Raw genomic sequence first — 23,185 nt, forward strand, 5'->3', positions numbered from 1 at the left:
GCGCCCTCAGAGCAGCTCAAACGTGCTCGCGGCCGAAACCGCGCCGCGCTCGCGCCGCCGCGCGGCGAACGTGCTGTGCTCGCCGCGCATCTGCCGCACGAGGCCGATGAACGGCACGCCATGCTCCAGAAACGGCCCTTCCGTCTTGCGAAAGCCGAACTGCTCGTAAAAGCCGCGCAAGCTCGCCGGCGCGCTCACGCGCACGGCGCGTCCCGGCCAGCGCTCGGCAATCGCCGCGAGCGCGCGCTCGATGAGCATCTCGGCGGTGCCGTCGCCACGCCGCGCGGGGCTGGTGAGCACCTTGTCGAGCGTGATTTCAGGGTCTTCTGCATCGCCGGGCTGGATACGTGCATAGGCGACCACCGGCATGGGCTTGCTCATGTCCTCCACGGCGAATACGTGAAGCGCGCGGTCGTCATGGCCGTCCGCGTCGAGACACACGTGGGACTGTTCGACCACGAACACCGCACTGCGCGCGCGCATGATCAGATACAGCTCGCGTGCCGTGAACTGTTCGAATTCGAGCGCTTTCCAGTTCATTGATCCTCCTCAAGCTTTTATTGCGTCGCGACACGCGGTGCCGCCATAGCCACACGTTACGCCTCGCGACCCGTCGATCTCCGTGCGGAAGCGTACCGACGATGCTGCATCGCGATCCGTTTAATACGCAGAACCGGCACGCCCGGCTGCCCGCGCGTCATGTAGCGCCGCGCAACGGCAGTCCGGGACCCGACCTGCGAAGAAACAACCCGAAGCGTCTACGCGACCTTTCCTCAGAAGGGGGCAATTTCATGAAAACTGCACTGCGCCGCATCCTGTCCGAATCCGCCCGGCTCGACGTGCCGCCCGACACCCTGGCGGACGACGCCGATCTCTACGCCGCCGGGCTCTCGTCGCTCGCGACCGTGCACCTGATGCTCGCGATCGAAGACGAATTCGGCATCGAGATTCCCGACCGGATGCTCACGCGCCGGCTCTTTTCCAGCATCGATTCGCTTGCCGCGGCCGTGACCGAGCTTCAGCAGGCAAAGGCGGCCGTATGAACGCACCCTTGATGCAGGACGCCGCGCTCGCCGCCGGCGAAGCACAAGCCGCCCCGCTCGCCGCGATCGAGCCGGCCGCCAGTTGGCGCGCCGCTGCACAGCGCGCCATGGAGGTCGCCGCGCAGCACGCCGATTCGGTGGACCGCGAAGCGCGTTTCCCGACCGAAGCCTTCGACGTGCTGCGCCGCGAGCACCTGCTCTCGGCCATGGTGCCGACGCGTTTCGGCGGCGCGGGCCTTTCGCTCGCCGACGTCGCGACGATTTGCGAGACGCTCGCGCACGGCTGCGCCTCGACCGCGATGGTCTATGCGATGCACCAGATCCAGGTGGCTTCCGTCACCGAGCACGGCAGCGGCACGCCGTGGCACGAGGCGCTGCTCGAGCGCCTCGTCGCGGAGCAGCTGCTGTTCGCCTCAGCCACGTCTGAGGAAACCATCGGCGGCGCGGTGCGCACGAGCGCGTGCGCGGTGGAGGTGGAAGGCGAGCGCTTCCGTATCGAGAAACTGGCGCCGACGATCTCCTACGGCGCGCAGGCCGACGCCATTCTGGTGACGGCGCGCCGCAGCGCGGAAGCGGCCGCCTCCGACCAGGTCATGATCGTCACGCTGCGCGAGCAGACGACGCTGGAAAAGCGCGGCGTGTGGGATTCGATGGGCATGCGCGGCACCTGCAGCGAAGGCTTTCGTCTGATCGCGAACGGCGACGCCGCGCAGATCCTGCCCACGCCGTTCAGCGAAATCGCCGACCAGACCATGCTGCCGGTCTCGCACACGCTGTGGTCGGCCGTCTGGACCGGCGTGGCGGCCGACGCCGTGAACCGCGCCAAGGCGTTCTTCCGCGCCCAGGCGCGCGCGAAACCCGCCCCGGCCGGTTTCGTTCCGCCCGCCGGCATGCGCCTGGCTCAAGCCACGGGCCTCCTGCAGATGATGCAGGCGCGCCTCGCCGTGGCGCTCGACGCCGCGCGCACCGCGCACCACGCCAAGCACGGCGCGAACCAGGCGGATCTGCCGCTCTCGGCACTGCTCGGCTTCGCCTCGGACATGAACACGCTCAAGACGAGCATCTCGTCGACGGCGCTCGAGGTCGTCCAGGAAGTCCTGATGATCGTCGGCATGGCGGGCTACAAGAACGGCACGGACTACAGCGTGGCGCGCCACCTGCGCGACCTCTACTCGGCGCCGCTGATGATCAACAACGACCGCATCGCGCAGAACACCGCGAGCCTGCTGCTGGCCCAGCGTCCGGCCGCTCCTGGGGGAGTCTGACATGAGCACGATCACCGATACGTCCGCCGCCTCCCAGGAAGCCGCGGCCCGCGAAACGGCCGCCGAACTCGAAGCCGATCCGACGCTGCGCGAGCGCCTGCTCGCGAAGGGCATCCTGATCGACACCGGCGAAAACGGGCTGTACGGGCGCAGCGCGATCTTCGAGGACATCGTCGACCGTCTGAACGTGGCGATCTCGCACCTCGGCGCGGACCAGCAGCCCGAGCTTCTGCGCTTTCCGCCCGCCATGCGCCGCACGGACTTCGAGGACAGCGAGTACCTGAAGAACTTCCCGCAACTGGCCGGCACGATCCACTCGTTCTGCGGCGACGACGGCGGCCACCGGCGCCTCTTGCGCGCGCTGGACGACGCCATGGCCGAGCGCGATGACAACCGCGACGATGCCTGGCTCGGCCAGCAGAAGCCCACGCGCGTGGTGCTCACGCCGGCCGCGTGCTACCCGATCTATCCGGTGATTGCGAAGCGCGGCCCGCTGCCCGAAGGCGGCGCGACCATCGACGTGCTGTCGTACTGTTTCCGCCACGAGCCTTCGCTCGACCCGGCGCGCATGCAGATGTTCCGCCAGCGCGAATACGTGCGCCTCGGCAACGCGGAGCAGGTCATGGCGTTCCGCCAGATGTGGATCGAGCGCGGCTCGGCGCTCGTGCGCGCACTGAACCTGCCGCTCGACGTCGATCTCGCCAACGACCCGTTCTTCGGGCGCGGCGGCAAGATCGTCGCGGACAGCCAGCGCACGCTCGCGCTCAAGTTCGAGCTGCTGATTCCGGTGGCGAATCCCGAAAGCAAGACCGCGTGCCTGTCGTTCAACTATCACATGGACCACTTCGGCGCGATCTGGAAGATCGCCTGCGCCGACGGCTCGGTGGCGCACACGGGCTGCGTCGGCTTCGGCATGGAGCGCATCACGCTCGCGCTTTTCCGCCACCACGGCCTCGATGTGAACGCGTGGCCCGACGAGGTCCGCGCGCTGCTCTGGGGCGACACGCGCGCGCGCATCGCGCAGGCGCTGGAGGGCCACGCATGAGCGCGCCGCTCACGACCGCCGGGTCGCTCGCGCCCGCGACGCCTGACGCGCCCGCGGCGCCCGCCGTGGTCGTGCCGCTGCACGCGCCGCGCGCGGAGCATGCACCGCACGCGCTGCACCAGGGCGAGCGGGTGTGGGTGGAGACCAACTGCTACGTCGACCTGTGGATCGAGGTGCTGCACGGCTTTGGCCTCGATCCGCGCGCCGGCTTCGCGTTCACGGTGACGCAGGACTTCGAGGGCGACCAGTTCACGTTCTTCAAGTTTCCGCTCGAAGACCTCGAAACGCTCTACGGCACCCAGGTGCAGGAACTGGCGATCTACGACTCGCTCGAAGACCGCGTGCATGCGCAAACGCTGCGCGGCCACACGGTGCTCGTGGAAGTGGACGGCTACTACCTGCCCAACACGCGCGCCACGTCGTACCGGCGCGAGCACCCGAAAACCACGGTGGGCATCGACTTCATCGACCCCGTAGGCAGGCGGCTGGGCTATTTCCACAACACGGGCTACCACCGGCTGGAAGGCGTCGATTACGACGGCATCTTCCGCAAGCTGCCGCAGTTTCTCGACCAGCCCGACCTGCTGTTTCCGTATGTGGAATTCTGCAAGCAGGCGCGCGAGCCGCTCCATGGGCTGCAGCTCGCCGAGGCTTCCGCGGAACTGTTGCGCGGCCATCTCGCGCGCAGGCCGCGTCACAACCCCATCGCGCAGTGGCGTGAGGTGTTTCCCGAGCAGCTCGACGCCGTGCTCACGCGCGGCGAGCGGTTCTTCCACCTGTACTCGTTCAACCTCATGCGGCAACTGGGCGCCAACTTCGAGTTCCTCTCCAGGTACCTGCTGTGGCTCGGCGAACAGGGCTACGACATGCCGGAATCGATCGTGGCGGGAGCGCAGACCATCGCGTCCGAGTCGATGGTGATGCAGTTCCGGCTCGTGCGGGCGATGGCGCGCAAGCGCCCCGACCTGTGCGCGGACTGCTTCGATACGCTCGAAGCGGCCTACGAGAGCACGCTGCCGCCGCTTGCCGGGCTGATGGGCTGACGTTGACGCTCCGAGGGGCCGATAACCGGCGAGGGAGCTGACGGGGCTGCGCGCCCACCGGGCGGCAACCACGCGTTCAAGAAAGGAGCCGCCGTGCGGTCGTTGCCAACCGATACCTTCGATCCCCCCGGCGCACCGGCCGAGCCAACCGAAGCCGCGCGGCGCGCGGCCTCCGTCTGGCCGCGCGCGCTCGATACCGGCTGGCAATACCTCACCACGCGCGCCGGGGCCTGCGCGTCGCCTGCCGGCTGGCCCGCCGAGGGCTGGCTCCCCGCGACGGTGCCGGGCACCGTGGCGGCCGCGTGGCACGACGCCGGGCGGCTCGACATCGGCCATCCGCCGCCGTTTCAGCAGGACGACCACTGGTATCGCGTGCGCATCGAAGGCGACGGCGTGCAGCGCCTGCGCCTGCATGGCCTCGCGACGCTCGCCGAAGTCTGGCTCGACGGCACGAAGCTGCTCGACTCCGATTCGATGTTCGTCGCGCACGATCTCGACATCGCCCTCGCGGGCAGCGCCACGCTCGCGCTGTGCTTCCGCTCGCTCGGGCCGCTGCTCGCGGCACGGCGCGGGCGGGCGCGCTGGCGGCCGCGCCTCGTCAATCCGCCCACGTTGCGCAACGTGCGCACCACCTTGCTGGGTCACATGCCGGGCTGGTGTCCGAACGTCGAGGCCGTGGGCCCGTGGCGGCCCATCGAATGGCTCGGCGACGCGCCACACGCGTTCGATACGATCGACGTCTCCACCTCGGTTGAAGGCGACGACGGCATCGTTTCTCTCACGCTCACGTTCGTACGCGAGCAAATGGCGCAGGCGAGCGCACAGCTTTCATGCGGCGGCGCGCAAGGTGCGCTAGCCTGGCGCGACGCGCGCACGCTGACTGGCCGGCTGCGCGTGCCCCACGCCGAGCGCTGGTGGCCGCACACGCACGGCAGGCCCGCGCTCCACGCACTCGCGCTGCAGCTGGGCGACGAAACCTTCGAGCTGGGCCGCGTGGGCTTTCGCACCATCGAAGCAGACCACGGCGACGACGGCAACGGTTTCGCACTCCGTGTCAACGGCGTGCCCGTGTTCTGCCGCGGCGCGTGCTGGACGAGCGCCGACCTCGTGACGCTCGCGGGCAAGCCCGTCGAACTCGCACAGTGGTTCGCGCTCGCGCGCGACGCCGGCATGAATATGCTGCGCGTGAGCGGCACGATGGTCTACGAATCGGATGCGTTCTACCGTCTCGCCGACGAGCACGGCATCCTGATCTGGCAGGACTTCGCGTTCGCCAACTTCGATTACCCGACCGACGAAGCGTTCATTGCCTCGGTCACGCGCGAAGCCACGCAGTTTCTCGCACGCACGCGCCGCCATGCCGCGCTCGCGGTGACGTGCGGCGGCAGCGAGATCGACCAGCAGGCCGCAATGTTCGGCCTGACACCCGACCAGCGCGAGCAGCCGCTCTTTACCCAGCTGCTGCCCGAACTGGTCGCACGCGAGCGCCCCGACATCCAGTACGTGACGAATTCGCCCTCGGGCGGCTCGTGGCCGTTCGGGACGCGCGCGGGCATCACCCATTACTACGGCGTGAGCGCGTACCAGCGGCCCATGAGCGACGTGCGGCGCTCGGACGTGCGCTTCGCGGCCGAATGTCTCGCGTTCGCCAACATCCCCGACGACGCCACGCTGCACGACGGCCTCGGCACGATCCATTGCCATGACCCGCGCTGGAAGGCCGCCGTGCCGCGCGACCCCGGCGCGGGCTGGGACTTCGACGATGTGCGCGACCACTACGTGCAGGCCGTGTACGGACACGAGGCCGCGCGGCTGCGCTATGAAGATCCGCAACGCTTTCTGGACCTTTCGCGCGCCGTGGTGGCCGAGCTGATGACCGACGTCTTTGCCGAATGGCGTCGCGCTGGCTCGCGCTGCGGCGGCGCGCTCGTGTGGCAGTTTCAGGACCTGCGCGCGGGCGCGGGTTGGGGCGTGATCGACGCGCTGCGCCGACCCAAGAGCGCGTGGCACGCGCTCGCCCAGGCTTTCAGGCCCGTGCATCTCGGCATCACGGACGAAGGGCTCAACGGACTCGATCTCCACGTCGTCAACGAGACGGCGAAGCCGCTCGACGCGACGCTGGAACTGTTGTGCCTGCGCGATGGCGCAGTGAAGGTCGCCGAGGCGAGCCGCGCTCTGGACGTAGCGCCTCGCCGTGGACTCACCGTGAGCGCGGCTGACCTGCTCGGACGCTTCTTCGATTTCACGCACGCGTACCGCTTCGGTCCGCGCCCGCACGACGTCACGATCGCGACGCTGCGCGAGCGCGCGAGCGGCGCGATTCTCGCGGAGGCGTTCCATCTGCCCGAGAAGCGCGCGCTGGACCGGCATGAGCTCGGCATCGCCGCGAGACTCGAAGAAACGCCCGGAGGATGGCAGCTCGTGCTGCAAGCGCAGCGTTTCGCGCGCTACGTGCACGTGGCCGACGCGCATTACATCGCGACGCCGAACTGGTTCCATCTCGTGCCCGGCAGGCCGCGCACGGTTGCGCTCACAGTGCACGATGACGCCGCGCGGCATGCGCCGCCCGAGGGCGAGATTCGTACGATCAATGCGTCCGCAACGGTCTTTTATCCGTGACGAGACTCACATCGAACAAAGTCAGGCCATGAACGCACGCAACCTGATCGCGCCGCCCGGCGCATTCCGCCTCATGCTGGCGAGCGCTGTTTGCCTTGGCCACGTGCTGCCTGTTTCGATCGGCGCCGCCGCCGTGCATCTGTTCTTCGCGCTGAGCGGCTACTGGATCTACCAGATGTGGCACGCGGAATACGCGCCGCTGCCGCGCCCCTACGCGTCGTTCGTGCTCTCGCGCGCGTGGCGCCTTCTGCCGGTGTTCTATGCAACGCTCGTGCTGCTTGCGCTATGTGTCTGGCCGCTCGGCATTTTCACGTTCCGCCTGCCCGCGCAATGGACGCCGTCGGCGTTCAACTTCTACGAGTCGCATCTGGCCATCTTCGGCTACGCGCAACTCGATGCCCCCGACAACGTGATCCCCACCGTCTGGTCGCTCGACATCGAACTGCAGTTCTATGTCGTCGCGCCAATCGTGATCTGGCTGCTCGCACGCGACACGAACCGCACCGCCATCGAGGCAGCCATCATCGCCGTGGCGCTGGCAGGTTTCGTCGTGCTGTTCGGCAATTTCGGGCCTTGGCCATCCCATTCGATCTTGCCGCTCTACTTCATCTTTTTTCTCACCGGCATGCTGGCCGCCCGCCACGACTGGCGCCCGTCGAAGCGAACGGCTCACGCGAGTCTCGCCGCCGGTGCACTGTTCTTCTTCGGCTGCCTGGCACTCCCTCGCGCGCACGAATTATTCCTGTGGGGCAGTTTCACAGGCCCGCTGACCCGCTACACGCTCGCCGCGAACTGCGTGCTTTCGTTGTTGCTGATTCCCTATGCGCTCGCCACGGTGCGCGAGCCGGGCACGCGCCTCGACCGCATGCTCGGCAATCTCTCGTATGAGGTTTACATCGTGCATGGCGCGGCGTTCACCGTCTTTCTGCAGCATTTTCATCAGCTCCCGCGCATGGCGCGACTGCCGTGGACTGCGCTGATGCTGGTCGTTGTCGCGGCGCTGTCCTTGCTCATTTATCGCTGGGTAGACGAGCCGTCCGAGAAGCTGCGTCGCGCGTTCTTCCGCGCACGCCGCACGCAGGCTGCGACACTGCCGCCCGCCGCGACCACGCCCATCTGATCGTCAGCTGAGTTCGGCTCGCGCCGACACGCCTGCGAGGCCCGCGCAGAATATTCATGCCAATAATGAGCCGCTGCATGCCATTTGCAGACGCACGGCGCAGTAGCCCAAACAGAAAATCTAGACAATCGAAAGAGCGCGATATGTACGCCGGCGCACGCTTCGAGAGGCGCGCGCAAAGGTGTTTGCAGGCCCATCTACCGGGTCGTGAAACGCGCAAAGTGCAATGCAACAACAACGAAACACGTTCGCTGTGCGCGCGTGCAGAAGCGAGAAGGTCACGGGTCGCGAACCACGCTCGTGTGGCGCCGCACGCGAAGCCATGGGCTATCGCCGCGCACGCCGTGCAAACCTGCATGGACGCTTGTTCTTGCAAAGACGGCGCGCGCGGGGCCTGTCGGTTTTTCGCTTACGCGCTCGCGGCGGCTGTTTGCGCAGTCCCAACATTCCGTGCGCCAACCCACGCTGCTCATGGAACACATCTGAATCAATTTCGTTTCGCGTGCGCTGGCACGGAGTTTCAGCCATCGCAGCGCGCTCAGGATCACGCGTGTGCGCCGATCGAGCCCATCAAATCAAGGCATTGCCGCCCAAACGAGTCTGCCTGGCACGTCCGGCCGGTCCGCTTTCGCTGTACAGAACTGAAACAAAAACGGGGACTTTTCCAGATTGCGATCCGCCATATGCGCTCAAGGGTCGCGCCACCGCTCGCTTTAGGGTCCGCTGGCACGCTCCTCGCTATGTGACCGACCATACCGACGCGTAGCGGGTCATCCTAAACAAGGACCGACGCATCCGGGGGTATACGGGGACCACACGACGTACTTATGGCCGCAAGCCGCGCTCAAGGCCGCACGACGGCACACGAAGGCACATGGGACGAAGTGGCGGGAAACAAACAGAACGCCGTGTTCAACACGGCTTCGTGCGAGGACCAGTCATGCTTACTCTTCAATCCGATCTGCACGGCAATCATTTGCTTGGTGCTCTCCCGTCGCACGAGTGGCAGGCGCTCGCGCCCGATCTCGAGCTCGTCAATCTGCGTGCCGAGCAGCTGCTCTGCGATTCCGGCCAGCGGATCCACCACGTCTACTTTCCCACCACGGCCGTCATCTCGATGATGTCGACGATGGAAGACGGCGGCTCCGTCGAACTGACCGCGGTCGGCCGCGAAGGCATGACCGGCGTGCCGATCCTCACCGGCGGAGAGACCATGCCGAGCCGCGTGCAGGTTCAGCATGCGGGCTTCGCCTACCGCATGAGCGCCCAGGCGCTGCGCCAGCACTTCGCGCGCTCGGACCTGCTGCGCCGGCTCATGATGCTCTACATGCACGCGCTCCTCACGCAGATCGCGCAAACGGCCGCCTGCAACCGTCACCATTCGCTCTCCAGCCAGCTGTGCCGGTGGCTCCTGAGCGAAACGGACCGCGTTGCGTCGAACGAGCTGGCCGTCACGCAGCAGCGCATTGCCGACATGCTCGGCGTGCGCCGCGAGGGCGTCACCGAGGCGGCCGGGAAGCTGCACGACCTCGGCCTCATCCATCACAATCGCGGGCGCATCCAGGTGCTCGACCGCGAGGGGCTCGAAGCGCGCGCCTGCGAATGCTACCGGCTCGTACGGTGCGAGTTCGACCGCCTGCTGCCGCGATTGCGTCAAGCCGAAACCGTTGCCTAAGCGGGCCGCACAAGCCAGGGATTCAACATGTTCCGCAATACCGCCCGGGTCTTCGATGCGCTCTTCGTGATCGCGGGCGGTCTGCTCGCCCACGGCGTGCGCTATTCGACGGCTATCGGACTCGAGGACACCCAGCGGCTGCTGGTTGCGTTCAACTGCGCGCTGGTGCTGCTGCTCTTCCCCGTGTTCGGCATCTACGAGACATGGCGCGGCAAGTCGCTTCCGACGATGCTCGCGCGCGTCGCCGCAGCCTGGCTCGTGGTGGTGGTGAGCGGCCTCATGCTCGTCTTCACGCTACACCGCGCCGACTCGATTTCGCGGCTGTGGTTCGCCTACGCGACGCTCATCTCGGGCGCGCTGATCCTCGCCACGAAGCTCATCGCGCATCTGCTGCTGCGCGTGGCGCGGCGGCGCGGCCTGAACTACCGCACGGTCGCGCTCGTCGGCGCGCCGGGCTTCACGCGCACGCTGCTCGCGCATCTCGAGCAGCGCGCGCATGCGGGCTTCAAGCCCGTGTGCGTATTCGATACGACCAACGCCGAAAGCGATCTTCCGCACTTGAGCATCAACGGCCTGCCCACGCTAGAGGACATGAATGCATTCGTGCAGAAAGTGCGCGAGGAGCACATCAACGAAGTCTGGCTCGCGCTGCCCCTCTCGGAGGAGCATACGATCTACCGCTTCACGCGCGCGTTCCAGAACGACTTCGTCAATCTGCGCTTGATTCCCGATACACGCAGCCTCGCGCTCTTCAACCACACGCTCGTCGACGTGCTCGGCCTGCCCACGATCAGCCTGACCGGCATGCCGATCCCCACGCCACAAATGTGGCCGAAGCTCGTGTTCGACCGCGTGTTCGCGCTCGCCGCGCTCACGCTGCTGATGCCGCTCTTCGCGGTGATCGCTATCGCGATCAAGCTGAACTCGCCGGGCCCGGTGTTCTTCAGGCAAAAGCGCAAGGGCATCGACGGCCGCACGTTCGACATCTACAAGTTCCGCTCGATGACCGTGCACCGCGAGGTTGCCGGCGTCGTCACCCAGGCGTCGCAGCACGACGCGCGCGTGACGAAGGTGGGCGCGTTCCTGCGCCGCACGAGCCTCGACGAGCTGCCGCAGTTCTTCAACGTGCTGCTCGGCCAGATGTCGGTAGTGGGACCGCGCCCGCACGCGCTCGAGCACGACGACCTCTACAAGGATCTCGTGTACGGCTACATGCACCGCTACCGTATCAAGCCCGGCATCACCGGATGGGCGCAGGTGAACGGCTACCGGGGCGCCACGCGCACGGTGGAAAAAATGGAGGCGCGCGTGAAGTTCGACCTGTTCTACATCCACAACTGGTCGTTCTGGTTCGATATCAAGATCGTGCTGATCACCCTCGTCAAAGGGTTCGTCGGCCGCAACGCCTATTGATCCATCGACGCCAACATCGGGGAGCGCAATCGTGAGCGCCGCAACCAGCCTGTCCGTGATCGTGCCGACCTACCGCCGGCCCACCGATCTCGAACGCTGCCTCGCAGCGCTCGACGCGCAGCTGCGCACGCCCGACGAAGTGATCGTGGTCGCGCGCGACGACGATCATGCAACGCACGCGCTGCTCGCCGCGCGCCCGGCGGGGCCGGGCACGCGCAACCTGCGCGTCGCGCGCGTCACGCGGTCGGGCGTCGTGGCCGCATACAACCTCGGCATCGAAACCGCGCGCGGCGACATCCTCTGTTTCACCGACGACGACGCCGCACCGCATCGCGACTGGACGCAGCGCCTCGCGGAGGCGTTCGCGTGCGACCGCACGCTCGGCGGCATCGGCGGGCGCGACATCGTGCACCAGCTCGGCACGATCCTCGTGGGCGCGGCGCCCAATGTCGGCCTCATCAGCTGGTACGGGCGCCCGGTCGGCAATCATCATATCGGCGCGGGCTCGGCACGCCGCGTGCAGGTGCTCAAGGCCGTCAATATGGCGTTCCGGCGCGCCGCGGTGGAAGGCGTGCGCTTCGACGAACGGCTGCGCGGCAGCGGCGCCCAGGTGCACTGCGAAATGCTGTTCAGCCTCGACGTCGTACGGCGCAACTGGAAGCTGATGTACGACCCGACGATCCTCGTCGATCACTATCCGGCCCCGCGCAGCGACGATGATCAGCGCTATGTGTTCAACCGCACGGCGTTTTACAACGCTTCGTTTAATCTGCGTTTCATCATGCGCGACCACCTCTCACCGGCAGGTCGCTGGGCTTTCATCTTTTACGCCACGCTGATTGGCACGCGCGCGGACCCGGGGCTTGGCCGCGCGCTCACGCTGGCATTCGGCCGGACCGGGCCGTCGGTGGCCATGCAGCAGTGGTGGATTGGCGTATGCGCACTTTTAGGCGCCTGGCAGCAGGAAAGACGCTGAAAAGATCGGCGCGCACGTGTAACGCGGGGAAACCGACCATGCAGACAAGAACGATCATCACCGGGTTGGCAGGGTTGTCGCTGTGCGCATGCGCGTTCACGCCCGGCGGCTTCTTCGACGAAAGCAACCTGCGCGAACCCCCTCCGCCCGCACAGCAGACGGCGGGGCCTGTCTACGACGTGCAGCCGATCAACGCGCAGTACTTCGCCCAGCATCCCGACGACGATTCCGCGTTGCGCACCTGCCCTCTCACGTGTCTCACACCGACCACGCGCGCGGCGTACGTCTATCACATCGGCATCAACGATGCACTGCAGGTGATCGTCTGGGATCACCCCGAGCTGACCTCGCAGGGCGGGGCCGGCACGGGCACGCCGCCGTTGCCTGGCGGCGCGGCGGGCGGCGGCGCCGGCACGGCGACCGCCGGCGGCGGTTCACCCGGCAGCGCCGGGGTGGGCGGCGGCGCGCTCGGCGGCACCACCGGCGGCGGCCAGATCGGCGGCCTCGAGCTGCGCGTGGCAAGCGACGGCACGATCTTCTTTCCGCGCGTGGGCCGCGTGAAAGTGCTCGGCCTGACGGCAGAACAGGTCCAGCAAAAGCTCACGCAGGGCTTGAGCAGGACGATCCGCAACCCGCAGCTCGACGTGCGCGTGACGGGCTTCAACAGCAAGCAGATCCAGGTGCTCGGCGACGTGCGTCAGCCCGCGGGCCAGGCAATCACCGACATGCCGCTTTCCATCGTCGACGCGATCAGCCGCGCGGGCGGCGCGCAGCAGGATGCGGATCTGCAGAACGTCGGCGTCACTCGCGACGGCGTGCGTCATCAGGTCGACGTCGATTCGCTGGTCTCTACCGGCAATGTCCAGCAGAACGTGATACTGCACGACGGCGACATCGTCGACGTGCCCGATCGCTCCAACAGCCGCGTGTTCGTACTGGGCGAGATCGCACACCCCTCGATCGTGCCGATGAATCGCGGCAAGCTCACGCTCGCCGACGCCATCGCGAACGCCAACAGCATCGATAACCGCACGTCGAACCCGCACGCCATTTACGTGGTTCGCGGCATCGAGCCGGAGCCCGGCCCGAACCACACCGTGAAGACGAAGCTCGCCACGCCCGAGGTGTACCGCCTCGACATGACCCAGGTCGACTCGATCATGCTGATGACCCGGTTCGAGCTGGAGCCGCGCGATGTGGTGTACGTGCAGATCGCCCAGTCGGCGCGCTTTAACCGCCTGCTCGATCTGATCACCCCGTCGCTGCAGACGATCTTCTTCACGAAAGAACTCGTTCACCCCTGATGATCGCGACCGAGAGAACCTGACAATGAGTACCTACGACATTGAAGACGTCTCGCCGGCCCGCGGGAGCGACGAGGACGAGGTCATGCGCGATCTGGTGCGCATGGTGGTCGACCAGATCTGGTGGGTGATCGGCATCGCGGCCATCGTGCTCGCGGGCGCCGTGTTCTACGCCCAGACCGCCACACGCATCTACTCCGCCGACGCCATGCTGCAGATCGACCCCTCGCAGCAAGGCTCGGCCTCCGCCGCGGCGCTCGGCTCGCTCTCGCTCGCCGGTGGCAACACGATCCACACAGACGCCGAAATCGAAATCATCAAGAGCCGCAGCGTGGTGGAGCCCGTGGTCGAGCAGTTCAAGCTCAACTTCAGCGCCAGCCCGAAGTCCGTGCCCTATCTCTCGCGCATCTCGCAGCTGTTCGCGCGGCCGGGCCGCCCAATGCCGGCCTGGTTTGGCATGCGCTCGTATGCATGGGGCGGGGAGCAATTCGCCGTCGATTCGATCAACGTGCCAAAGTCGCTGGAAGGGGTGCAGCTCACGCTCCGCGCACTGGGAGAGGGCCGCTTCGAGCTCGTCGATCCAGCGGGCCGCCAGTTGCTCACCGGCGAGGCCGGCATGCCGGCCAAAGGCAATGGCGTGAGCATCACGGTCAACCAGCTCGTCGCGCGCCCTGGCACGGAGTTCTTCGTTACGCGCGCCAATCAGCTCGAGGCCGTCATGGGTCTCGCGGGCAGCCTGCAAGTCAGCGAGCGCGGGCACGACACCGGCATCGTACAACTCTCGTTCATGGGCACGGACCCGCTGGTGATCACCGCGATCACCAACGCGGTCGCGCAGTCCTACCTCGCGCAGCGCACGACGCGCGCGCAGGAAGAGGCGAGCAAGATGCTCGATTTCCTGAACAGCGAACTGCCGCGGCTGCGTGCCGACCTGCAACGCGCCGAGCGGGCGCTTTCGGAGTACCAGGCGCGGGCCGGCACGTTCCAGCCCACCCAGGAAGCGTCGGTGTACCTCCAGGGCGGCCTCGAATATGAAAAGCAGATCGCGGCGCTGCGCGTCGCGCGCGCGCAACTGCTTACCCGCTTCACGACCGACAGCCCCGAAGTTCAGCAGACCGATGCGCAGCTCGCGGCGCTCTCCGCCGAGCGCGCACGCTTCGAAGATCACTTCAAGGACCTGCCGGGGTCGGAGCGCGAAGCCGTCTCGCTGCAGCGCGACGCGAAGGTCGCCAACGACATCTACGTTGCCCTGCTCAACCGCACCCAGGAGCTGTCGATCCAGAAGGCGGGTACGGTCGGCAACGTGCACATCATCGACCAGGCGCTCGTGCCGACCGTGCCGGTCGCGCCCAAGGCCGGCCTCATCATTTCCGCGGGCGCGCTGCTCGGTGTGCTCGCGGGCATCGGCTTCGCGTTCTGCCGCCATATGTTCATCACGGGTATTTCGGATCCCGAGACGATCGAGCGGCGCTTCTCGCTGCCAATCTTCGGCTCGATTCCGCTTTCGTCGGAGCAAACGCGCAGCGATCTGCAGCTCGCCAACAGCAAGCAAGCCGCACTGCCCGCGCCCGAACGCAGCGGCATCATGCGTGCGCTGCCCCACAGCGTCGCGCGCCTGTTCCGCCCGCACGGTGCACGCACCGGTGCGCGCGTGGGCCAGCGCGGCCACGCGGCGGCGGCCGACATGCTGCCGATCCCGGCGCCCTACGCGCCCACCCGGGCGCTGCTCGCGAAGACGCATCCGTTCGACACCTCGGTTGAGGGTCTGCGCGGCCTGCGCGCAACGCTGCAATTCGGCCTCGTCGATACGCCGAACCGCATCGTCGCGTTCACCAGCCCGACGCCCGCCGACGGCAAGAGCTTCCTGTGCGCCAATCTCGCCGCCCTGTTCGCCGAATCGGGCAAGCGCGTGCTGCTGATCGACGCGGACCTGCGGCGCGGCCGCCTCGCGCAATACTTCGGCAAGTCGCCCAAAGGCGGCCTGACCGAGCTGCTCACGGGCCAGGTCGACTTCGATATCGCCGCGCGCGCAACGGGCGTTTCGGGACTGCACTTCATCGCGGCCGGGGCGTACCCGCCGAATCCTTCCGAGATCCTGACCTCGAGCCGCTTCACGGACGTGCTGCATCGGTTCTCCGACGAGTTCGATCTCGTGATCGTCGACACCCCACCGCTGCTCGCCGTGGCCGACTCGTCGATCGTCGCGAACATCGCCGGCGCGACGGTGCTCGTGATCCGGGCGGGCGCGCATACCGAGCGCGAAATCGGCGCCTCGCTCAAGAAGCTCCAGCGGGCACGGGCGCGTGTGGTGGGCGGTGTCCTGAATGCGGTGGAGGTCAAGCGCGGCGCTCGTTACGGACACTACGACTACGCGTACGCCTATACGTACACCAGCGATCCGTCCGGCACGGACTATTCCCAGCCCTGACACGAGCCCGCGGGGCCGTGCGAAGGTGCGGCCTCGCGCTTCCTGACGGAGTGTCCCATGGAACGGCAGCAGCCACTCGGCGCGCGCGTGACTCGCAGTGTGATGCTCCTATGCACCTATCTGGTTGTCGCGGCAGCGGCCTTCTGCGGGAATTACGCCGCGCACAGCTTCGGTGACGGCAACAAGGGAACCTCGCTCGCGGCGATCCTGGACGGCACCGGCGAAGAGCCGTACGTCTACCGTCAACTGCTGCCGGCTATCGCGAACGCAGGCGCGAAGCTGCTGCCGGGGTCCGTGAGAACGCACGTTCTCGAGCATCTTGCCAGGGACGCCCCGGCGCACAACCCGCTGCGCGCGACGTTCGCGCGCGCCACGAGCACCGATGATCCCGCCTATGCGCTGCCCTACTACCTCGTGTATGGCCTCTCCTTCCTTGCGTTGCTCGTCGCCATGCTGATGCTGCGGCTCGTCTGCCTCGACCTCGTCGGCGACGAAGTGGCCGCCACGCTGGCACCCCTCCTGTTTGCCATCGCCGTACCGGCTACGTACTTCTACGATTTTCCCGAGATGATGTTCATGACGATCGCCGTATGGCTCGCATGCCGGGCAAAGTTCGTGTGGCTCGTGGCCATCGCGCTCGTGGCGACGTTCAACAAGGAGTCGTTCCTGATCTTTGCGGTGACCCTCTACCCATTCCTGCGCCTGCGAGCCTCGCGCCGCGCCGCGGCGGCCCGCGTCGGCGCCTGCGTCGTAGCAGGCGCGCTCGTCAATGCGCTGATCAAATACCGCTATGCAGGCAATGTCGGGAGCCCGGCGCTGTTCAATCTCTGGGTGAATCTCCACTTCTATGCCAACCCTCGCAACTACTTTCTGACCGCGTGGACGTATGGCATTCCGCTGCCGCGCCCCACCCACATCGTGATCCTCGCGCTGCTCGCACTGCTCGTGGTCAAGGGCTGGCGCGGGTTGCCAAAGTGTGCGCGCCGCCATGCCTTGCTGGCCGCCGCGTGCAACGTGCCGCTCTTTCTCGTGCTCGGCTACGTCGACGAAGTGCGTGCGCTGAGCATGCTCGACGTGAGCGCTGCGCTGCTGCTGTGCACCTCCATTTCGGCTTATCTCGCCAGCGCGGCAAACCGGCGGCACGCCGGGACCGTCATAACCGAGGACTCGCCAGCCGTCACAGGCCGAGTGCTGCCGGTCCGATCCGCCGGGGCGGTCAACGATAGTTAGGCACTTTGCTGGCGGCAGGCGCTCAGCCGCCGCACCTGATCAATTCGAGCCGATGCGCGCCGGATGGTGCGCTGCCGTACAGAGCAGCGCGGCGCTCGCTCGTAGCATCACGCCAGACGACGCCGGGTGGCCCCGGCAAGACGCCGCAGCCGCGCGAGAGCCGGCCGTGCCCGCTGCAACGCAGGCTTCGTGGGCGTCCCGCGCGTGCGCAACGCACGCTCCGTCGTCCTCTCGCCGCCGATCCCCCGGCTTCCGGAACCTCACTCGGCCTTTGCAGACATGGATACGCTTTTCTCGACCAAACCGCTTGTCAGGGGCCGGCGTGATTACGCCGCCATCCTGATACCGCTCGCCATCTGGCTAGTCGCCGTCATCCTGGTCAATCCGGTTGGCAATATCCCGCTCAACGACGACTGGTCGTACTCGATCCCGGTGCGCACGCTGCTCGAAACCGGACAGTTCACGCCGGGCGGGTACACGTCGATGACGCTGATCGGGCAGACGCTCTGGGGCGCGCTCTTTTGTCTGCCCTTCGGTTTCTCGCATACGGCGCTACGCATCTCGACACTCGCGGCTGCCGCCATCGCGCTCGCCGCGCTGGCGCTGCTCCTGCAGGACGCGGGGTGCGACCGCCGCAAGACCATCGTCGCGACGCTGGTGCTGGGCTTGAATCCGATCTGGCTCGTGCTCTCCGTGTCGTTCATGACCGATATCGAGTTCGCCGCGTACTCGATCGTCGCCACGGCGATTTTCTGCCGCTATCTGCACACGCGCAGCACCGTCACGCTGCTCGCAGCGATCGCCTTCGCGCTCGCCGCGGTTTCGGTGCGGCAGCTCGGATTGAATCTGGCGATGGCGATGTTTGCCGCGCTGGTGTTCGAGTCGCGCAAGGACAAGCGGGCTCTCGTCATGAGCGCCCTGGGGATCGTCGCGAGCGTCGTGCTAATCGTCGGTCTCGTGCTCTGGCTGAAGGCTCGCCACGCTCTCCCGGTCGAGGCGAGCGACTCGACCGACTCGTTTGCCCGCAATTTCGCCTCCGCGCTCACGCTCGGGATCAAGGTCGAGCAATATACGCGCGGCATGCTCGTGCACCTGGGCTGGTTCCTCTGTCCGGTTCTCCTCTGGCGTGCGCCTGCCATGATCGCTCGCTACCACCGCCTGCGCCATGGCCGCGCAATCCTCATTGCTGCCGCCGTAACCGGCCTCGTCTGGTTCGCGCTGATGGCCGCCGTTCGCCCGATGCCGCTCGACTGGGTCACGATCCACGAGAACGGCCTCGGCCCCGTCAGGCTGCACAACGCGCCCGGCACACTGCCCGGCCCCGAGCCGCTGCCCAAGGCTTTCTGGCTCCTCGTGACACTGATCGCGGTCGGCGGCGCCACGCTCTTGCTGCTGGAACTGGGACTGGTTGCCGCCAGGCTCGTGGGCGCCTCTCGCAAGCGGCAGTTCGACACGTCGATGACCGTGCGGGCGTTCCTGCTGTTCAACGCGCTCATCTATCTCGCACCGCTTTTCCTGGCGGGCTATTTCGACCGCTATCTGCTCGTGCCGACCTTTGCGCTGCTCGCGCTGTTCACCATCGAGTGGCAAACCAGCGCGAGCGCGCAACACACCGGGAAGGCGCGCCCGCCGGCGCGCGGTTTCGCCGCGGCAGCCGTGTTCGTTCTGTTGCTGACGAGCGCTTACGCCGTGGCCGGCACCCATGACTACATGAGCTGGAACCGCGCACGCTGGACCCTGCTCGACGCGCTGCTTAGCCAGGGCGTGAAGCCGGCGCAGATAGACGGCGGCGAGGAATTCAATGGTACGTATACGTACGATCCGAAGTATGTCGATACGCCGTCGAAGAGTTTCTGGTGGGTGATAGACGACGAGTACATCGTGCAGTTCGGCGAAGAGGACGGCTACCACACGATCGCCAGCGTCGATGTGCACGGCTGGCTACCCAACTTCCGCACGAAACTGCTCGCGCTGCGGCGGGATACGCATTGACCGGCATTGACCCACGTTGCCGGCCTTGACGGCGCACTGACGCCGCCGGCCATTCGCGGCGCCTCGAGCGTGCCGACTGCGCCAGTTATTGCCGCGCAACCGAAGGCGTCGCTGACGGTTCGCAACGGGCGCGCGGCACGCTCGTCAGCGCCGGAGCGGTGCGCCGCGCATTCTGCATGTACACGGCAATGCCCTCGCACAGCAGTAGCGCCGCAGTCACGTCGATCATGCTGAGCGCGCGCACTTCGTCGCCCCAGCCAAAGAGCAGATAGAGCGGCACGTTGATCGCGCAAGCGATCAACGCGTGCTGGCGCACAGCGCGCGGCAGCCGCTTCCAGCCCGTGCGCACGATCGTAAAGAGCACGAACAGGATGACGACGTTGAAGCCCTTCGGCAGCAGGACGCCATACGTCCAGTCGCTCAGGAAGTAATTGCGCGGATCGGCGAAAAAGCGCAGGTTCGTCATCAGGTTGAACTGCGCGACGTCGCCGGGGTTGCCCGCATAGCGCAGCTTCATGACCGCGTTGACGACGCCGGCCGTGAATACACAGGCGCCCACCACGGCCAGCGCGTGACGCAGGCTGAAGCGCTCGCGAAGAAATGGATAAAGGCACACCGCGAAGAACAGGAACGACTCCTTGTTGAGCGTGGCAAGCGGCGTAAGCAGAATGAGCCAGAGACCCTTGCCCCGCGCTGCGAGCCATACCGCGAGCGCCATGAAAAACAGCTCGGGGAAGTCCCAGAAGTTGCCTGCCGGCATGACCAGTGCGAAAGCAAGCGGCGCGAGCGTCGCAGCGGCCACGTGGCCGGTCAGTTCGAGGCACACGGCGCGCAGCATCAGCATGCCGGCCAGCAGCGCCGCGAAGTCCATGAAGTAGACGAGATGGTAGCGCAGCGTATAGGCGGGCTTGCCCGCGTCGGTGGCGCGCGCGAAAGTGTTGGCAAGCCAGTTGTGCTTCGGGTACTCCTGCTGCAGGTGCTCGACCAGAAGCCCGGCAACGTCGGCGGGCATCGCCTTTTGAGCGAGGTTCGCAGCATAAGGAATGAGCTGGCGATACACATAAGGACGATCGGCCGTGGCGTCGAGCATGCGCACCATCGAGTCGTGCACCGAATCGTCGCGGAACGCGTACTTCGCGAAGAAGCCACAGTACGACGCCGCGGCGACGAGCACGTACACGCACAGCAGCACGACGCCGTGCGTCAGCGAAGACGCCCCTCTATCCGGTGCTTCCATATTGGTCATTGCCAGCTCCCGGGCGCCGCGTTCGCGGGCGCGTTATCCGATCTCGAACCTCGTCCGACGATACCCGCGCGAGGCCGCCCGAAACCGTTCGAAGGGCAACATTGCGTTTCTGTGTACCCGTGCAGGCCGCCCATCGTCCGTGCAATTGCGCGATGCCGCACAGACGCCCCACGCGCCGAGCGTCACTCTCCGAATGCACAGCAGTGCCGCGCACCACACCGTCATAAAAACGAAAGACGTGGGGCGCGCGTTCGCGCACGATGCGCGGCGCGCAGCCACCCCACAGCAATGAGGACGCGATGAACATATTGATGACCATCCACCACCGACTCGATACAAACGCCGGCGCACCGGGGGTCACGTTGAAGCTCGCCAGTGCGCTGCGCGCGCGCGGCCACAACGTCGAGCTGATGTCCTACGACGACATGCCCGCGCTGCCTTCGATTGCCATCAATCTGCTCTTTCCGTGGTTCGTCCTCGCGCGCGTCGTGCGCCGCCCCGACTATGACGTGCTCGACCTTTCCGCCGGCGACGGGTGGGTCATCAATCTGCTGCGCCGCGCGTTCGGCTGGCGAGCGCGGCAGTTGTCGGCCACGCGCAGCCACGGCATGGAGCCCATGGTGCACCAGGCCCTGCTCGACGCGCGCCGTCACGGCCATCTCACGACCAACTGGAAATACCCGATTTACTGGGGCGGGCTGCGCATCTGGGAATGCACGAAATCGTTCGTGTGGGCCGACCTCGCGCTCGTGCTCAACGATACGGAGCGCAGCTACGCGATGCGCGAGCTTGGCATGCCGGCAAGGCGCGTGGCCGTCGTGGACAATGGCATCGACGAACATTTCGCCACAGCCGCGAGTCTGACGCTGCAGCGAGAAGACGACGCGGCCGTGCGTCCGCATCGGATCGCCTTCATGGGGCGTGCGAATTACTGGAAAGGCATGGACACCCTGGTCGCGGCGGCGTCGATGCTGCTCGCGCGCCATCCCGAAGCGACCATCAAGGTGCTCGGCGCCGGCGAGCCGGAAGAGCTCACGCGCTCGCGGTTCGAGGCGGCCGTGCAAGCCCAGGTGATCGTCGTGCCGCGCTACGACAATGCGCGCCTTCACGAGGTTCTGGCTGACTGTCAGCTGCTCGCCTACCCTTCGCGTTTCGACGGTTTTCCGCTTTCGCCGCTCGAAGCCATGGCCTGCGGTCTCGTTCCTGTGGCGACCGACATCGGCGCGCTGCGCACCTATATCCGCAATGGCGAGAACGGCGTGCTCGTCCAGCCGGGCGACGCGCAAGCGCTCAGTGCCGGGCTCGAGTCGCTGATCGCCGATCCGGCGCGTTGGCGCGCGCTGCGCCGCGCTGCGCTCGCAACCGCGGCAGGCTATTCGTGGAACGAACTGGCGCGCCGCTTCGAGGCGATCTACGCCACGCATTTCCAGCACAATCCGGGCGTCGCCGCCGTGTAGTCCACAGTCGGGTTCGCTGCATGGTCGCCCGCGTTCGTGCCGCGGTCGCTTCACGCGCCGCGAGCGCGGGTCGCGGTTTGAACGGCAATGCCGCGGCTACGCGTCATGAGCGCGAGCGGCACAACCGGCAATCGCGCTCGTCATACGGTTGAGATAGGTATCGACGGAAAAGCGCTGCGCCGCGTCGTCGCGTGCGCGGTTAGCCACGTCTTGCGCCATCTCGGGCGCGCGGCGCACGGTTTCGATCGCTTCGGCTAGCGCGACAGGATTGGCGGGTTGCACCAGCCAGCCGTTACGTCCATGACTGACGATCTCGGTCACGCCGCCCGCCGCCGACGCAATCACCGGGCGGCCCGCCGCCATGCCCTCCACGATCACGCGGCCAAACGGTTCGGGCTCGGTGGACGTGTGCAGGATCACGTCGACGGCCTTCATCCATGCGGGCATGTCGTCGCGAAACCCTGCAAAGATCAGACGATCCTCCACGCCAAGGCGTGCGGCCTGTTCGTGGAGCGCCTTCTCGTAATCGTCTTCGCCGAACATCGCGGAGCCGACCAGCACGAGGTGCAGGTCCGCCACGCGCGCGAGCGCTTCGAGCGCGATGTGCTGGCCCTTCCACGGCGCGAGACGTCCGAACAGCCCGGCGAGATAGGCGTTCTCCGGCAGTCCGAGCCGGCGGCGCAGCGCACCGATATCGAAGATGTGCCTGGAGTTGAACGCCTCCAGATCGATGCCGTTGTGGACGACCGGCACGTCTTCCGGCGCGCAATGTGCGAGCGCGACGAGCGCGTCGGCCGATGCACGCGAGTTCGCGATCACGTGATCGACCGCGTAGCGCGTTAGCCAGCGCACGACGAGCCGTTGCAGCGGGCCGAAGTGCTCGCACGACATCACGTCGTGCAAGTACCAGACGATCCGTTTGCGGTGCAGCGGCTTGCCGAGCGCACCGAGCACGAGCGCCTTCTGCGTGTTGAGAAACAGCACGTCGAACGACTCCGCGTGCCGCGCGATCGCGCGCACCTGGCGCACGATGCCGGGCAGCGCGCCGAGCCATTTAAGACGCAGCGTGTCCTTGCGAATGCCCGAGACACTCGCCTCGCATGCAAGGCTCACCGGTACGCCGAGCGATTCGAGGCGCGCGCGAAAGGGGCCGTCGGAGAGCAGCAGCACTTCGCGGCGCGCGCCCCAGGTAGCTGCGAGCGGCATGAGCGAGAACTCCGCGCCGCCGAGTTGTCCGCTCTGGTCGACGAACAGCACGCTGGGTACGTTCGTGCGAGCGGACGGCGGCACCTGATCCGAGGAAACAGCAACGGTCGCGAGAGTATGCAT

Annotated in this window: 17 protein-coding genes; 14 read left to right on the top strand and 3 right to left on the bottom strand. The window is 66.8% G+C overall.

What is annotated here, in order from left to right; all coding sequences use genetic code 11:
• Positions 1 to 6: 6 nt before the first annotated feature.
• The gene (locus tag VSR34_RS25860; protein ID WP_342963945.1) at positions 7 to 540 is read right to left on the bottom strand and encodes a GNAT family N-acetyltransferase; all 534 of its coding nucleotides are present in this window, start codon (positions 538 to 540) and stop codon (positions 7 to 9) included.
• Between the two features lie 251 nt (positions 541 to 791).
• On the opposite strand from VSR34_RS25860, the gene VSR34_RS25865 reads away from it, so the two are divergent.
• The 13 genes from VSR34_RS25865 (at position 792) to VSR34_RS25925 (ending at position 19,153) form a co-directional block, all read left to right on the top strand.
• Entirely contained in the window at positions 792 to 1,043 is a 252-nt protein-coding gene (locus VSR34_RS25865; RefSeq protein ID WP_158757133.1) for an acyl carrier protein, read from the top strand.
• Positions 1,040 to 2,308, top strand: coding sequence for an acyl-CoA dehydrogenase family protein (locus VSR34_RS25870; protein ID WP_342963946.1), 1,269 nt, complete (start codon positions 1,040 to 1,042; stop codon positions 2,306 to 2,308). Before VSR34_RS25865 ends, VSR34_RS25870 begins: the two co-directional genes overlap by 4 nt.
• 1 nt (position 2,309) lies before the next feature.
• Positions 2,310 to 3,353, top strand: a complete 1,044-nt coding sequence (locus VSR34_RS25875; RefSeq protein WP_342963947.1) for an amino acid--[acyl-carrier-protein] ligase — start codon at positions 2,310 to 2,312, stop codon at positions 3,351 to 3,353.
• Positions 3,350 to 4,396 (top strand): DUF1839 family protein, encoded by a 1,047-nt coding sequence (locus VSR34_RS25880; RefSeq protein WP_342963948.1) that lies wholly within the window; start codon positions 3,350 to 3,352, stop codon positions 4,394 to 4,396. The genes VSR34_RS25875 and VSR34_RS25880 overlap by 4 nt, the downstream gene beginning before the upstream one ends.
• A 93-nt stretch (positions 4,397 to 4,489) precedes the next feature.
• A complete protein-coding gene (locus VSR34_RS25885) occupies positions 4,490 to 7,015 on the top strand; it encodes a glycoside hydrolase family 2 protein (protein WP_342963949.1) in 2,526 nt (841 codons plus the stop codon).
• A 28-nt stretch (positions 7,016 to 7,043) separates the two neighbouring features.
• Positions 7,044 to 8,135, top strand: a complete 1,092-nt coding sequence (locus VSR34_RS25890) for an acyltransferase (protein ID WP_342963950.1) — start codon at positions 7,044 to 7,046, stop codon at positions 8,133 to 8,135.
• 940 nt (positions 8,136 to 9,075) lie between these two features.
• Positions 9,076 to 9,810 (top strand): Crp/Fnr family transcriptional regulator, encoded by a 735-nt coding sequence (locus VSR34_RS25895; RefSeq protein ID WP_342963951.1) that lies wholly within the window; start codon positions 9,076 to 9,078, stop codon positions 9,808 to 9,810.
• 27 nt (positions 9,811 to 9,837) lie between these two features.
• The gene (locus VSR34_RS25900) at positions 9,838 to 11,223 is read left to right on the top strand and encodes an undecaprenyl-phosphate glucose phosphotransferase (protein ID WP_342963952.1); all 1,386 of its coding nucleotides are present in this window, start codon (positions 9,838 to 9,840) and stop codon (positions 11,221 to 11,223) included.
• Positions 11,224 to 11,254: 31 nt separating this feature from the next.
• The gene (locus tag VSR34_RS25905; protein WP_342963953.1) at positions 11,255 to 12,199 is read left to right on the top strand and encodes a glycosyltransferase; all 945 of its coding nucleotides are present in this window, start codon (positions 11,255 to 11,257) and stop codon (positions 12,197 to 12,199) included.
• A gap of 38 nt (positions 12,200 to 12,237) precedes the next feature.
• Positions 12,238 to 13,503 carry a polysaccharide biosynthesis/export family protein gene (locus VSR34_RS25910; protein ID WP_342963954.1) on the top strand — a complete coding sequence of 422 codons (1,266 nt, stop codon included), beginning with the start codon at positions 12,238 to 12,240 and terminating at the stop codon, positions 13,501 to 13,503.
• Between the two features lie 25 nt (positions 13,504 to 13,528).
• Positions 13,529 to 15,931 (top strand): polysaccharide biosynthesis tyrosine autokinase, encoded by a 2,403-nt coding sequence (locus VSR34_RS25915; RefSeq protein ID WP_342963955.1) that lies wholly within the window; start codon positions 13,529 to 13,531, stop codon positions 15,929 to 15,931.
• A gap of 57 nt (positions 15,932 to 15,988) precedes the next feature.
• Complete coding sequence (locus VSR34_RS25920) at positions 15,989 to 17,161, top strand: hypothetical protein (protein ID WP_342963956.1); 1,173 nt, start codon at positions 15,989 to 15,991, stop codon at positions 17,159 to 17,161.
• Positions 17,162 to 17,440: 279 nt separating this feature from the next.
• Entirely contained in the window at positions 17,441 to 19,153 is a 1,713-nt protein-coding gene (locus VSR34_RS25925; RefSeq protein WP_342963957.1) for a hypothetical protein, read from the top strand.
• An 85-nt stretch (positions 19,154 to 19,238) separates the two neighbouring features.
• Here VSR34_RS25925 and VSR34_RS25930 read toward each other — a convergent pair whose 3' ends face one another.
• Positions 19,239 to 20,399: a hypothetical protein gene (locus VSR34_RS25930; protein WP_342963958.1), complete on the bottom strand. Its 1,161-nt coding sequence runs from the start codon at positions 20,397 to 20,399 to the stop codon at positions 19,239 to 19,241.
• 299 nt (positions 20,400 to 20,698) lie between these two features.
• On the opposite strand from VSR34_RS25930, the gene VSR34_RS25935 reads away from it, so the two are divergent.
• A complete protein-coding gene (locus tag VSR34_RS25935) occupies positions 20,699 to 21,856 on the top strand; it encodes a glycosyltransferase family 4 protein (protein WP_342963959.1) in 1,158 nt (385 codons plus the stop codon).
• 96 nt (positions 21,857 to 21,952) lie between these two features.
• Here VSR34_RS25935 and VSR34_RS25940 read toward each other — a convergent pair whose 3' ends face one another.
• On the bottom strand, positions 21,953 to 23,185 hold the full coding sequence (locus VSR34_RS25940; RefSeq protein WP_342963960.1) for a glycosyltransferase family 4 protein: 1,233 nt from the start codon (positions 23,183 to 23,185) through the stop codon (positions 21,953 to 21,955).

The sequence above is a fragment of the Paraburkholderia sp. JHI2823 genome (genome assembly GCF_038900695.1).
In the GTDB taxonomy this organism is placed as follows: Bacteria; Pseudomonadota; Gammaproteobacteria; order Burkholderiales; family Burkholderiaceae; genus Paraburkholderia; species Paraburkholderia mimosarum.

Coding starts and splice junctions, on each gene's coding strand:
- VSR34_RS25860 (WP_342963945.1), bottom strand. CDS start 540: ATGAACTGGAAAGCGCTCGAATTCGAACAGTTCACGGCACGCGAGCTG.
- VSR34_RS25865 (WP_158757133.1), top strand. CDS start 792: ATGAAAACTGCACTGCGCCGCATCCTGTCCGAATCCGCCCGGCTCGAC.
- VSR34_RS25870 (WP_342963946.1), top strand. CDS start 1,040: ATGAACGCACCCTTGATGCAGGACGCCGCGCTCGCCGCCGGCGAAGCA.
- VSR34_RS25875 (WP_342963947.1), top strand. CDS start 2,310: ATGAGCACGATCACCGATACGTCCGCCGCCTCCCAGGAAGCCGCGGCC.
- VSR34_RS25880 (WP_342963948.1), top strand. CDS start 3,350: ATGAGCGCGCCGCTCACGACCGCCGGGTCGCTCGCGCCCGCGACGCCT.
- VSR34_RS25890 (WP_342963950.1), top strand. CDS start 7,044: ATGAACGCACGCAACCTGATCGCGCCGCCCGGCGCATTCCGCCTCATG.
- VSR34_RS25895 (WP_342963951.1), top strand. CDS start 9,076: ATGCTTACTCTTCAATCCGATCTGCACGGCAATCATTTGCTTGGTGCT.
- VSR34_RS25900 (WP_342963952.1), top strand. CDS start 9,838: ATGTTCCGCAATACCGCCCGGGTCTTCGATGCGCTCTTCGTGATCGCG.
- VSR34_RS25910 (WP_342963954.1), top strand. CDS start 12,238: ATGCAGACAAGAACGATCATCACCGGGTTGGCAGGGTTGTCGCTGTGC.
- VSR34_RS25915 (WP_342963955.1), top strand. CDS start 13,529: ATGAGTACCTACGACATTGAAGACGTCTCGCCGGCCCGCGGGAGCGAC.
- VSR34_RS25920 (WP_342963956.1), top strand. CDS start 15,989: ATGGAACGGCAGCAGCCACTCGGCGCGCGCGTGACTCGCAGTGTGATG.
- VSR34_RS25925 (WP_342963957.1), top strand. CDS start 17,441: ATGGATACGCTTTTCTCGACCAAACCGCTTGTCAGGGGCCGGCGTGAT.
- VSR34_RS25930 (WP_342963958.1), bottom strand. CDS start 20,399: ATGACCAATATGGAAGCACCGGATAGAGGGGCGTCTTCGCTGACGCAC.
- VSR34_RS25935 (WP_342963959.1), top strand. CDS start 20,699: ATGAACATATTGATGACCATCCACCACCGACTCGATACAAACGCCGGC.
- VSR34_RS25940 (WP_342963960.1), bottom strand. CDS start 23,185: ATGCATACTCTCGCGACCGTTGCTGTTTCCTCGGATCAGGTGCCGCCG.